11 protein-coding genes are annotated in these 11,890 nt (G+C 71.3%); 5 read left to right on the top strand and 6 right to left on the bottom strand.

The features are described 5' to 3' along the window. Positions 1 to 3: 3 nt before the first annotated feature. From IG54_RS0102400 to IG54_RS0102390, 3 genes are read right to left on the bottom strand one after another with little or no spacing between them, the layout of a single operon-like run. A complete protein-coding gene (locus IG54_RS0102400) occupies positions 4 to 909 on the bottom strand; it encodes an ABC transporter permease (protein WP_030776647.1) in 906 nt (301 codons plus the stop codon). Beyond that, positions 906 to 1,883 carry an ABC transporter permease gene (locus IG54_RS0102395; protein WP_051819209.1) on the bottom strand — a complete coding sequence of 326 codons (978 nt, stop codon included), beginning with the start codon at positions 1,881 to 1,883 and terminating at the stop codon, positions 906 to 908. Before IG54_RS0102395 ends, IG54_RS0102400 begins: the two co-directional genes overlap by 4 nt. Beyond that, positions 1,880 to 3,721, bottom strand: coding sequence for a peptide ABC transporter substrate-binding protein (locus IG54_RS0102390; protein WP_030776643.1), 1,842 nt, complete (start codon positions 3,719 to 3,721; stop codon positions 1,880 to 1,882). Before IG54_RS0102390 ends, IG54_RS0102395 begins: the two co-directional genes overlap by 4 nt. Before the next feature lie 226 nt (positions 3,722 to 3,947). On the opposite strand from IG54_RS0102390, the gene IG54_RS0102385 reads away from it, so the two are divergent. Genes IG54_RS0102385 through IG54_RS0102370 form a run of 4 tightly spaced genes read left to right on the top strand, consistent with a single transcriptional unit; the run spans position 3,948 to position 7,961 of the window. After that, entirely contained in the window at positions 3,948 to 5,138 is a 1,191-nt protein-coding gene (locus IG54_RS0102385) for an ROK family transcriptional regulator (RefSeq protein WP_030776641.1), read from the top strand. After that, on the top strand, positions 5,135 to 6,703 hold the full coding sequence (locus tag IG54_RS0102380) for a M81 family metallopeptidase (protein WP_030776638.1): 1,569 nt from the start codon (positions 5,135 to 5,137) through the stop codon (positions 6,701 to 6,703). Before IG54_RS0102385 ends, IG54_RS0102380 begins: the two co-directional genes overlap by 4 nt. Positions 6,704 to 6,715: 12 nt before the next feature. Beyond that, complete coding sequence (locus IG54_RS0102375; RefSeq protein ID WP_030776635.1) at positions 6,716 to 7,531, top strand: transporter substrate-binding domain-containing protein; 816 nt, start codon at positions 6,716 to 6,718, stop codon at positions 7,529 to 7,531. A gap of 46 nt (positions 7,532 to 7,577) precedes the next feature. Continuing rightward, entirely contained in the window at positions 7,578 to 7,961 is a 384-nt protein-coding gene (locus IG54_RS0102370; protein WP_030776633.1) for a VOC family protein, read from the top strand. Positions 7,962 to 7,985: 24 nt separating this feature from the next. Here IG54_RS0102370 and IG54_RS0102365 read toward each other — a convergent pair whose 3' ends face one another. Next, on the bottom strand, positions 7,986 to 9,065 hold the full coding sequence (locus tag IG54_RS0102365; protein WP_030776629.1) for an NADH:flavin oxidoreductase/NADH oxidase: 1,080 nt from the start codon (positions 9,063 to 9,065) through the stop codon (positions 7,986 to 7,988). A gap of 130 nt (positions 9,066 to 9,195) precedes the next feature. Here IG54_RS0102365 and IG54_RS0102360 point away from each other — a divergent pair, with 130 nt between their 5' ends. Beyond that, positions 9,196 to 9,555 (top strand): ArsR/SmtB family transcription factor, encoded by a 360-nt coding sequence (locus IG54_RS0102360; RefSeq protein WP_030776626.1) that lies wholly within the window; start codon positions 9,196 to 9,198, stop codon positions 9,553 to 9,555. Positions 9,556 to 9,617: 62 nt separating this feature from the next. Here the strand turns inward: IG54_RS0102360 and IG54_RS0102355 are convergent, their stop codons facing one another. Beyond that, on the bottom strand, positions 9,618 to 10,979 hold the full coding sequence (locus tag IG54_RS0102355) for an FAD-dependent oxidoreductase (protein ID WP_030776624.1): 1,362 nt from the start codon (positions 10,977 to 10,979) through the stop codon (positions 9,618 to 9,620). Positions 10,980 to 11,043: 64 nt separating this feature from the next. Beyond that, positions 11,044 to 11,718 (bottom strand): TetR/AcrR family transcriptional regulator, encoded by a 675-nt coding sequence (locus IG54_RS0102350; protein WP_030776622.1) that lies wholly within the window; start codon positions 11,716 to 11,718, stop codon positions 11,044 to 11,046. Positions 11,719 to 11,890: the final 172 nt, after the last annotated feature.

Below are 11,890 nucleotides of genomic sequence, written 5' to 3'. Positions count from 1 at the left end.
CCGTTACTTCCGCAGCCGCACTTCGAAGGCGTCCCGCAGCCCGTCACCGATGAAGTTGAACGCGGCGACGACCAGCACGATCGCGATGCCCGGCGGGAAGATCAGCCACCAGTAACCGTTCTGCGTGTAGGTGATGCCGGCGGACAGCATCGATCCCCAGTCGGCCGAGGGCGGCGGGATGCTCAGCCCGAGGAAGGCGAGGTAGCTGACGTAGAGGATCGCGTCGGCGATCTGGAACGTGCAGTTGACGATGACCGTGCCGATCGCGTTCGGCACGATGTGCTTGAAGACGGCCCGCGCGCCGCCGCCGCCCATCATCCGCATGGCCTGGACGTACTCGCGGTCGCGCAGCGCCAGGGCCTCGCCGCGCACCAGGCGGGCGGGGGACAGCCACGCCACCGCCGCGATGATCATGATGAGGACGCCCTTGCTCGGTGTGACGATCGCGGCGACGACGACGAGCAGGAACATCGCGGGGATGGCGAGCGCCGCGTCCGTGATCCGCATCATCACGGCATCGGCCCAGCCGCCGAAGTAACCGGCGACCGCGCCGTAGACGGTGCCGAAGAGCGTGGCCAGCAGGCCTGCCGCCAGGCCGATCTCGAGCGACGTCCGCCCGGCCACCATCAGCCGACCGATCATGTCGTAGCCGAGGTCGGTGGTGCCGAGGAGATGGCCCGGGCTGCCGGGCGGGAGGTTCGCCCGGGAGAGGTCGGTGTGGACCTGCTCGGTGGAGTACAGGAGCGGGCCCAGGTAGCTGAACGCGAGCAGCAGGAGCAGCACCACCACGCCCGTCAACGCGAGCTTGTTGCCGGTGAAGACCTGGAGCGTGCGGCGTGCCAGCGAGGGCGTGGCCCGCGCCGCCTCCTCATGGCCGGGGGCGGTGACGGGGGCTGCCGTGGTACTCATGCCACGCTCCGTATCCGGGGGTCGAGAACGGCGTACAGGACGTCGGTGAGCAGCGAGCCGACGACGGTGGCGACACCGACGACGAGCGTCACGCCGAGCAGGACGGGGAAGTCGGAGCCCTGCGCCGCGTTCCAGAACAGCAGCCCCATGCCTGGGTAGTTGAACATCGACTCGACGACGAGGGCGCCGCTGAAGAGGGTCGGGAGGTAGAGGCCGAGGAGGGTCGCGAGGGGGATCAGCGCGTTGCGCAGGACGTGCCTGACCATGATCCGGCGGTTCGACTGGCCCTTGGCCATCGCCGTGCGGACGTAGTCCCCGGTGAGGTTGTCGAGCACTGCCGAGCGCATGTAGCGGCTGAACATCGCGATGATGCCGAAGGCCATGGTGACCACGGGGAGCACCAGACCGGAGAGGTCGCCGAGGAGTTCGCCGACCGTCTCGCCCTGGGGTGCCTCCGCGGGGAGGACCGGCATGACCTGCGCGAACAGGATGATCATGATGAGGCCGAGGAAGAACACCGGCGTCGCGTACAGCAGGAAGGCGAGCCCCGTCAGCGCGTAGTCCGACGCCTTGCCGCGCCGCACGGCCTGGAGCAGGCCGAGCGGGACCGCGATGATCACCGCGAGGGCGGTGGACAGGACGGTGAGGAGCAGTGTCTTCGGCAGGCGCTGTCTGAGCAGGTCGAGGACGGGCGAGTTGAGTTTGAAGGACTCGCCGAGGTCGCCCGTGAGCAGCCGCTTCAGATACATCGCGTACTGCGTGGGCAGTGAACGGTCGTACCCCTGCTGGTGGTTGAAGCGCTCGATCTGCTGCGGCGTGCCCTTCGGGCCGAGGATGGCGCGCGCGGGGCCGCCCGGCAGCAGGTGCAGCAGTACGAAGACGATGACCGACACCAGGAAGAGCACGACGACCGCCTGGAGGAGGCGTTTGACCAGAAAGCCGGTGAAGCCGGTGGAGCCCTTGCTGCCGGTCACTTCCCGGCCCCCTTCTTCTTGACGTAGTACCAGTGCTGGGGCGTGAAGCCGACCGTCGGGTTCTGCACGACGCCGCGCAGGTCGTTGCGGATCACCGAGACCTGGTACGCCGGGTTGGGCATCCACATCACGGGCAGCTGCTCGGCGAGGTACTCGCCGTACTCGTGCACGGCCTTCATGTCGGGGGAGTACTGCACGCCCCGGATGACGCGGTCGGCCCGCTTGTCGCTGTAGTTGCCGAAGTTGGCGGAGGCCCCGGTCGAGAAGAGCTGCTCGCCGCTGGGGTTGAGCGGGTAGTACCAGCTGCCCGCGGTCCCGAAGAAGGACATGTCCCAGTCGCAGCCGGGGTCCTTCGCCTCGCACGGGACGGAGTTGCCGAGGACGGAGTTGAGCGGCTGCTGACGCACGCTCAGCTCGATGCCGGCCTTGGACAGCGACGACTTCAACTCCTGCATCATGTTCGTCGTCTCGGTGGAGCCGGACTGGGAGAGCAGGGTCAGCTCCAGCGGCGCGTCCTTCTCGATGCCCTTGCCGCACCGGTCCTCGCCCGTCCCCGGGCGTACGCAGCGGGCCGTGCCGTCCTTGGTGCGCCAGCCGTGCGCGGCGAGGAGACGCCGGGCCTCGCGCACGTCGTACGGGTACCGGTTCCGCTCCATGGCCTTGGACAGGTACCGGCTCTTCGGTGTCGTCGGCACGGGACCGAGCGTCGGGGTGGCGCTGCCCTGCCAGACGACGTCGCTCATCGCCTGCTGGTCGACGAGGTGCTGCATGGCCTGGCGGATGTAGAGCTGGTCCATCATGGGGCCGCCGTGCGTGGAGTTGAAGTTGTAGACGATGTACGTCGCCGCCCACCCCTCCCACGGATCGACGCGGTAGCCCTTGTCCTCGAACTTCTCCTTCTGCGCCATCACCGAGGGAGGGATGTAGCCGTAGTCGACGCCGCCCGAACGCAGCACGTTGAACTCGGAGTCGGCCGTCGTGAACGGCTTGAAGACGACCTTGTCCAGGTGGGGGCGTTCCGACGCCGGGCCGGTGTACTTCTCGTTCGGCACGATCGTGACCTGACCGCTGTCCCGCCAGCCCGCGAGCTTCCACGGCCCGTTGACGGTCTTCCACAGCGGGTCGGAGCCGTACGAGCCGAGGCTCTTCGCGTGTTTCGTGAGCCGCGCGAAGACCGCCCTGGCGCCCTCGGCCGTGCGGTCCCAGTCGCCGATCCGCCCGCCGTCGGTCTTCGCGTCCCAGGCGTGCTGGGGCAGCGCCCGCAGTAGCGTGAGCTGGTTGGCGGTGAACCAGTCCGGGTTGTACGCGCGTGCGAGGTGAATCCGTACGGTGTGCTCGTCGAGCGTCTCGAACCGCTTGACGTTGTCCGGCATCGCGCCGACCGAATAGCCGCCCCACTCCGCCTTGTTGGCCTTGACGAGGCGGAACCAGAACTCCAGGTCGCGCGCGGTGACCGGCTTCCCGTCGGACCACTTCACGCCTTCGCGCAGCGGCACCGTCACCGTCTTGTTCCCGTCGCTGTACTTCGGGGCGAGACCGAGCGTGCCGGGTCCGTGCGTGGTCAGCTCGCCCTTCGCCGTGTCCATTACGGCGTCGTACACCGGCGTGAACAGAAGTGAGTAGATGCCGCTGTTGTACGAGGCGCCGTAGCCGGGCGCGCCGATCGGGAAGATCCAGTTGGGTGTCGCGGCCGGGGGCAGGGCCATCGTCGCCGTGCCGCCCTCCACGGGGGTGCCGCCGGTGGGGCCCATGTCGATGCGGCCGCCCTCGCGGACGCAGCCGGTGAGGACCATCGCGAGGACGAGCAGAGCTGCCGCCGCGGAACGAGGTGAGCGCATGGCGATGGGCCTCCCAGGGGGACGGGGGCGGCCCCGTGCCGGAGAACGACGGGGCGGCGCCCGAACGCTAGGCCGCACGCGAAAAACAAGTCAATAGCTTCGTTCGGAAGAGACCCGAAAACCCGGCGGGGGTAGCGGACTTGATTCGAGGAGACCTAGTCTTCGTGCCGCGATCGAAGTAGAACATCGAAGCAACAGGCAGCAACAGGCAGCAACGGGGGGCGGCATGGCCGGAACACCACTCGGCGGACCAGGGTCGGCGCAGCACATCGTCCACCTGGTCTCCTCGGGGGCGGCCACCTCCCGGGCCGATCTCGTACGCGAGTTGGGCCTCGCCCCCTCGACGGTCTCCCTGCGCGTGCAGGAACTGGTCGACGCGGGGCTTCTCAGCGAGTCCGGCGAGGGAGCGTCGCGCGGCGGTCGCAGGCCACGGCTCCTGCGGGTCGCCGCGCACGGAGGCGTCGCGGTCGCGGCGGACCTCGGCAGCCACCACGCGCGGCTCGGCGTGGTCGACCTGGGCGGCACCGTCACGGACGCCGTCGATCTGCCGCACGACATCACCGCGGGACCCGAGTCCGCCGTGGACTGGCTCTGCGACCAGGTCGACCGCCTCATCGCCCGCCAGTGCGAGGAGGGCCGTGCCGTACGCGCGTTCGGTGTGGCGTTCCCCGGGCCTGTGCAACCGGATACGGGCCGCGTCCTGAGCCCCTCCCGCATGCCCGGCTGGCACCGCTACCCGCTCAGGGACGTCCTCGCCGAGCGGCTCGGCATCCCCGTCACCGTCGACAACGACGCCACGATGATGGCCGTGGGGGAACACCGCGTCGCCCGCCCCGGACTCGACCACCTCGTCGTCGTCAAGGCCGGACGCGGCATCGGCAGCGGCATCATCTCCGCGGGGCGCCCGCACGGCGGCGCCAACGGCAGCGCGGGCGACATCAGCCACGTCCGCGTCGACGCCGCGGGCGACCGCCCGTGCAGCTGCGGCAACATCGGCTGCTTGGAGACCGTAGCCAGCGGCGCCGCCCTCATCCGCGAACTCGCCCGCCAGGGCGTCGAGGCCGCCGACACCGGCGACCTGCTGCGCCTCGTCGCGGACGGCGACCCGCAGGCCACCACCCTCGTCCGCACGGCGGGGCGGCACATCGGCACCGTCCTGTCCGTCGTCGTCAACTTCTTCAACCCGCAGGCCGTGGCGCTCGGCGGCGTCCTCGCGACGGCCGAACCCCTGGTGGCCGCCGTGCGGGGCGTGCTCTACGAACGGTGTCTGCCGCTGGCCACGGCCGATCTGGAGATCACCACCACCGTCACTGGCGTCGACGCCGGCCTCCTCGGCGCCGGCCTCACCGCCCTGGGCCACCACCTGCCGACCTCGCCGGCCGCCCCCACCCCCCAGGAAGCGAGTGCCCCCGCATGACGCCCACCGCGAACCGCCGCCTGCGCATCGGCATCGGCGGCATCGGCATCGAGTCCTCCACCTTCTGCCCGCACCGCTCCACCACGGACGACTTCCGGCAGACCCGCGGCCAGGACCTCCTCGACCGCTACACCTGGACGCGCCCCGGCTCCGACCTCGCCGCGGCCGTCGAGTGGGTGCCGCTGCTGCACGCGACCTCGCTGCCCGGCGGCCCGGTCGAGGCCGCGTCGTATCTGACCCTCAAGGACGAACTGGTCACGCGCATACGGCGAGCGGGCCCGCTCGACGGCCTCGTCCACGACATCCACGGCGCGATGAGCGTCGTCGGGCTCACCGACGCCGAGGCCGACCTCACCGAAGCGGTGCGCGCCGCTCTCGACTCCGTCGGCACCCCGGACGGCACCGGCCGCCCGATGATCTCCGCAGCCATGGACCTGCACGGCAACGTCTCACGCCGTTTCGCCGAGCCCGTCGACCTGCTCACCGCCCACCGGCTCGCCCCGCACGAGGACGCCTGGGAGACCCGCGAGCGCGCGGCCCGCAACCTCGTCCGCTGTCTGCGCGAGGGCATCCGCCCGCACCGCGCCTGGGTACAGGTGCCGGTGCTCCTGCCCGGCGAGAAGACCAGCACCCGCCTGGAGCCCGCCAAGTCCCTCTACGCCTCGCTCGCCGAGATCGAGAAGCTGCCCGGCATCCTCGACGCCGCGCTGTGGGTCGGCTACGCCTGGGCCGACGAGCCGCGCTGCAAGGCCGCCGTCGTCGTCACCGGCGAGGACGCCGCACTCGCCGCGGCCGAGGCCGAGAAGCTGGCCCGCCGCTACTGGGACGCCCGCCGCGACTTCGTCTTCGTCGGACCGACGGGCAGCGCCGAGGAGTGCGTCGAGCGGGCGGTCGTCTCGTCCCGGCGGCCCTTCCTGATCAGCGACTCGGGCGACAACCCGACGGCGGGCGGCGCGGGCGACCTCGCGTACATGCTGGGCAAGCTCCTTGAGAACGACGCGATCCGCTCCGGGCGGGTCACCGCCGTCCACCCCGGCGTCACCGACCCGGCCGCCGTCGCCCGCTGCTTCGAGGCGGGCGTGGGCGCGGAGGTCACGCTGAGCGTCGGCGGCAAGGTCGACGCACACCACGGCGGGCCGTACGAACTCACCGGCACCGTCGTCGCCTTGCAGCACGCCACCGACCAGAAGGTCCGCGCGGAGGGCGGCGCCTACGACCGCGGGGTCGACATGGCGGCCGTCCGCACCGGCGGCCTCACCGTGATCCTCGTCGCGCGGCGCAAGCCGTTCCACACCCTGGCCGACTTCATGGGCCCGCGGGACGGCGGACTCGGCATCGACCCTCGTACGTACGACATCGTGGCCGTCAAGATCGGCTACCTGGAGCCCGAGCTGTACGACATGGCGGCGGACTGGCTGCTCGCGCTCACTCCCGGCGGCGTGGACCAGGATCTTTGCCGCCTCGGGCACCACCGCGTGGAGCGGCCGCTGTACCCGTTCGACGCGGACGCCTACGCTGACGGGGGCCCCGATCTGACCGCAGTGCGGCTCGCGCCGCTCGACTAGTGAGAAGGCTCCGTGAAGCGTGCCGCCGCCTTGTCCGCCCTTGTCTGCCTGCTGGCCGCCACCGCCGCCGCGCCCGCTCTGCCCGACGCGGGCGCGCGCCCGGACCGCCACCGCGGCAGCCTGCTGGACTCCGTGCCGAAAAAGGGCGTCCTGAAGGTCTGCACGACCGGCGACTACGCGCCGTTCACGAAGCTGGACCCCGTCGGCAAGAAGTACAGCGGCGTTGACATCGAGATGGCGCGCGACCTCGCCAAGAGCCTCGGGGCCGAACCGAAGTTCGTGGCGACGACCTGGGCGAACCTCACCAAGGACGTCGCCGCGCGCCGCTGCGACATCGGCGTCGGCGGCGTCTCGATCACCCTGCCGCGCGCCCGCCACGTCTACTTCGGCGAGCCCACGCGCGAGGACGGCAAGACGCCGATCGTGCGGTGCGCCGACAAGGACAGGTTCGGCGCGGGGACGCTGAAGGACATCGACAAGCCGGGCACCCGGGTCATCGTCAACCCCGGCGGCACCAACGAGGAGTTCGCGCGCGCCCACATCAAGCGGGCGACGATCACGCTCCACCCGGAGAACACCACGATCTTCCAGGAGATCATCGACGGCCGGGCGGACGTGATGATGACGGACGCGAGCGAGACCCGCTACCGGTCGAGGATCCACCCCGAACTCTGCTCCCTCCACCCGGAGAAGCCGTTCACCTTCTCGGAGAAGGCGTACGCGATCCCGCGCGGCGACGACGAGTTCAAGGCGTACGTCGACCAATTCGTGCACCTCGCCACGCACGACGGGACGTACGCGAAGTACGAGGCGGAGTGGATGAAGTGACCCGGCACCCTCGTTTGGCCGGGAATCGCGGGGGGACCCGCCCGTCATGACCGTTCACAAAACCGCCGTGCTTGTCCTGGACTGTTCGGAGCCCGAGCAGCTCGCCGAGTTCTACGCCGGGCTGCTCGGCGCGGAGGTCCGGCTGAGCAAGGACCCCGACTACGTCGAGATCACCAATGAGAACGGGGTCTGCCTGGCCGTCCACAGGGAGCGCGACTACATCCCGCCGAGCTGGCCCCGCCCCGAGGACTCGCAGCAGGCGCACCTGAGGATCATGGTGGCCCGGCACGACATGGACGAGGCGGAGCGCGAGGCGGTCGGCCACGGCGCGCGCCCCGTGGACACGAAGAACAACAGCGGTCCGCGGGACACCCGCACCTACTCCGACCCGGCGGGCCACTCCTTCACCCTGGCGGCCATCCCCGAATGACCCGCGTGCACGGCCGGGGCGTGCTCAGACGGACCGGTGGTACTGGTCCGGCACGTGCACCTCGGCGCCGACCTCGCGAGCCGCGTGCCGCGCCCACGAGGGGTTGCGCAGCAGCTCCCGGCCCAGCAGGACCGCGTCCGCCTCGCCGCCCGCGAGGATCTTCTCGGCCTGCTCCACGTCGGTGATGAGGCCGACCGCGGCGACCGCGAGATCCGTCTCGGCCTTCACCCGCGCGGCGAACGGGACCTGGTAGCCGGGCTCGACGGGGATGCGGACGCCCGCCGCGTTGCCGCCCGTGGACACGTCGAGCAGATCGATCCCGTGCTCCTTGAGCGCGGTCGCGAAGCGCACGGTGTCGTCGGCCGTCCAGCCCGCCTCCTCCAGCCAGTCGGTGGCCGAGATGCGGAAGAACAGCGGCTTGTCCTCGGGCCACACGGCCCGTACGGCGTCGACGACCTCCAGGGCGAAACGCGTGCGGTTCTCGTACGAACCGCCGTACGCGTCGGTGCGCTTGTTGCTGTGCGGGGAGAGGAACTCGCCGATCAGATAGCCGTGTGCGCCATGGATCTCGGCGACCTCGAAACCGGCGTCGAGCGAGCGCCGCGCCGCGTCGGCGAACTGCCCGACGATCTCGCGGATCTGCTCGACGGTCAGCTCCGTCGGCACGGGGTGGCCCTCGTCGAAGGCGACCGGGCTGGGCGCGACTGGCTGCCAGCCGTGCTCCCGCGGACCCACCGGCCCGCCGCCCGTCCAGGTGCGCCCCGTGGACCCCTTGCGTCCGGAGTGCGCGATCTGGATGCCGGGGACGGTGCCCTGGCTCTTGAGGAACGCCGTCGTGCGGCGGAACGCCTCCACCTGGGCGTCGTTCCATATGCCGAGGTCGTACGGGCTGATGCGGCCCTCGGGGCTGACGGCGGTCGCCTCGACGATGATCAGGCCCGTGCCGCCGACGGCACGCGCGGCGTAGTGCGCGAAGTGCCAGTCCAGCGGGACACCTGCTTCGGGCCCCTCCGGGAGGGCCGAGTACTGGCACATCGGGGGCATCCAGACCCGGTTCGGGATGGTCAGCGATCGCAGGGTGTACGGCTCGAACAGGGCGCTCACGGCGGACTCCATTACTCGCGGCTGGTCTTCCGCTCGTACGATAGACCTCGTAGTACGGCAGTTGTCAAACTACGGCGATCGTCAAACTACGGCGCATGCCGAACTACGGTGACTGTCGTACGATGGCGCCATGACGACCGCCGCCGCCAGCAGCAGGACGCTCGCCCACCCCGAGCCCGAGGAGATCCGGCTCGACGCGGTGCTGCACGCCCTCGCCGACCCCATGCGGATGCGGATCGTCCGGGACCTCGCCAAGGAAGAGGGAGCGGAACTCGCCTGCTCGCACTTCGGCCTGCCCGTCACCAAGTCGACGAGCACGCACCACTTCCGGGTGCTGCGCGAGAGCGGTGTGATCCGGCAGATCTATCGGGGCACGGCCAAGCTGAGCGTGCTGCGCCGCGACGACCTGGACGCGCTCTTCCCCGGCCTCCTCGACAGCGTCCTCGCCGCGGCCGCCCGCGAGGCGCAGAGGCTCGGCGCCGACGGCTGACCGGCAGCCGCGAGAAGACCCGCCCGCCCTGCGGGCGAACGACGGGACTTCACGGAGACGCCCTAGCGCCCCTGCGCCGCCCGCCGCAGCCCCGCCCAGTCCGGGATCTTCACCACGCCCCGGCCGAGCGAGCGCCCCAGCTCGGCCTCCGCGCGTTCGATCGCCAGCCACCCCGGCCACTGAACCGGCCGCACACCCGCCGCGCGCAGCCCCGCCAGCGGATCCTCCGGAACGTCCCTGCGTACGAGTTCGGGGGCGTCGTCCAGCAGGGACCGCACCGTCTCCTTGGCGCAGGGGCGGTTGGTGCCGATGACGCCGGTCGGGCCCCGCTTGATCCACCCGGCGACGTACTCGCCCGGCGACGGCGCCCCGTCGCGCAGCACCCGCCCGGCGGCGTGCGGGACCGTGCCCCGCTCGGGGTCGAACGGCAGCCCGTCCAGCGGCACCCCGCGGTAACCGACCGAGCGCAGGACCAACTGCGCCGGGATGTCCTCGTACTGCCCCGAACCGCTCACCCCGCCCCGGCCGTCCGGCAGCGTGCGCTCGAAGCGCGCCCCGGCGACGCGGCCCGCGGCCCCGGCCGTCAGGGCGACAGGACGCAGGAAGAAGCGCAGGCGGATCCGCCGGGGCAGACCGCGCGGCGGACGCTCGGCCCAGCCGCGCAGCACCTCGATGTTGCGACGGCTCGCGGCGGGCAGCCCGGACGGGTCGGCGTACGCGGGGTCGAGCGCCAACTCCGCCGGGTCCACGACGACTTCGGTGTCCGGGAGCGAGCCCAGCTCCCGCAGCTCCTTGGTGGTGAACCGCGCCTGCGAGGGCCCGCGCCGCCCCACCATGTGCACCTCGCGCACCCGGCTCCCCGCGAGGACGCCGAGCGCCGCGTCCGGCATGTCCGTGGGCAGCAGCTCGGCCGCGCCGCGGGCGAGGATCCGGGCGACGTCCACCGCGACGTTCCCCACGCCGATGACGACGGCCGACTCCACGCCCCGTACGAAACCGTCCTGTTCGAAACCGTCCGTCAGCACGTCCGGATGCGCGCTGTACCAGGAGACGAACTCGGTCGCCGAATGACTGCCCGGCAGATCCTCGCCGGGCACTCCGAGCCTGCGGTCCGCCGCCGCGCCGACGCAGTAGACCACCGCGTGGTACAGATCGAGGAGCCCGGCCGGCGGCAGGGCGCCGGGGCCGATCTCGACGGCCCCGAGGAAGCGCACGCGCTCGTGCTCCAGGACCGCGCGCAGATTGTTCTGGAGCGACTTGATCTTCTCGTGGTCCGGCGCGACGCCGTAGCGCACGAGGCCGTACGGGCAGGGCAGCCGGTCGAGCACATCGACCCGCACCCCCGGCACCCGGTCCTGCTGGACGAGGGACTGCGCGGCGTACACCCCGCTGGGACCCGAACCGACGACGGCGACGTGCAGCACGGTGGTGCTCCCTCCGCGAGGCGACCCCGGGACGGTTTCAGGATCGCACTCGGGGTGCCCGCTGTCAGGGTGCGCGGCCCAGCCGTTCCGCGACGCCGCCGTCGGCATCGGGTGGCGCGCCACTGGGCGGGACGCCGAGCGCCCAGTCCAGTCCGTACCGCTGGAACAGCTCGGCCCGCAGTGTCGCGAGCGGCATCGGAGCGCCCGGGATGAGCAGGGCGAAGACCGCGCCCATGAGCAGAGCGCGCAGCAGCGGATAGTCCCTGTCGACGTCATCCGATCCGTACCGCGCGACGGTGTCCCGCAGCAGCTCCGCCAGACGCTGCTGCTCGGGGCACTGCACGAACCCCTCCGCCTGGAGAATGCCCGCCATGTGCGTGCGCATGAGCAGCGGTTCGTCCCGGGCCAGGCCCAGGATCGCGTCGATGGCGCGCGCCAGCCGCTCCGCACCCTCCGCGCCGTCGGTGCGGTCAGTGCCGCCATCGGGGGGCGGCTCACGCTCCAGGGCGGCTTCCAGCGTGCGGTGCATCAGCCGGTGCACCGCCGACTGGAGGAGCTGACGCTTCCCCGGGAAGTAGTACGACACCAGACCGCGGGCCGCGCCCGCCCGGTCGGCGATGTCCCCGAGCGTCGTCGCCTCGTAACCGCGCTCGCCCACCAGCTCCACCGTGGCCTGGAGCAACCGCTCGCGCGAACGCCTGCGCAACTCTTCATTGACCGACGGGCTACGCGGGGACATTCTGTAACTCCTGCGTTGACTGGCTCTGAGCCAGTATACTCGTCGTGTCCCGCACCGAGGTCGTCATCAGGCCAGGCGCGGGTCGAAACAGCCTGGGGCAGGCAGCACTGCGGGGGAGTGTTGCCTGCTCACAGGTGTTTCCGCAGGCCCCAGGTGGTTCTACAGCCCACAG

Source organism: Streptomyces sp. NRRL S-920, from assembly GCF_000717945.1.
In the GTDB taxonomy this organism is placed as follows: domain Bacteria; phylum Actinomycetota; class Actinomycetes; order Streptomycetales; family Streptomycetaceae; genus Streptomyces; species Streptomyces alboniger.
The sequence above is the reverse complement of the archived record's forward strand: the minus strand, read 5'-3'. Positions and strand labels throughout refer to the sequence as shown.

Bases quoted from the DNA above. Each gene is read 5' to 3' on its own strand.
- IG54_RS0102400 (WP_030776647.1), bottom strand. From the start codon at position 909: ATGAGTACCACGGCAGCCCCCGTCACCGCCCCCGGCCATGAGGAGGCG.
- IG54_RS0102380 (WP_030776638.1), top strand. From the start codon at position 5,135: ATGACGCCCACCGCGAACCGCCGCCTGCGCATCGGCATCGGCGGCATC.
- IG54_RS0102350 (WP_030776622.1), bottom strand. From the start codon at position 11,718: ATGTCCCCGCGTAGCCCGTCGGTCAATGAAGAGTTGCGCAGGCGTTCG.
- IG54_RS0102385 (WP_030776641.1), top strand. From the start codon at position 3,948: ATGGCCGGAACACCACTCGGCGGACCAGGGTCGGCGCAGCACATCGTC.
- IG54_RS0102390 (WP_030776643.1), bottom strand. From the start codon at position 3,721: ATGCGCTCACCTCGTTCCGCGGCGGCAGCTCTGCTCGTCCTCGCGATG.
- IG54_RS0102360 (WP_030776626.1), top strand. From the start codon at position 9,196: ATGACGACCGCCGCCGCCAGCAGCAGGACGCTCGCCCACCCCGAGCCC.
- IG54_RS0102370 (WP_030776633.1), top strand. From the start codon at position 7,578: ATGACCGTTCACAAAACCGCCGTGCTTGTCCTGGACTGTTCGGAGCCC.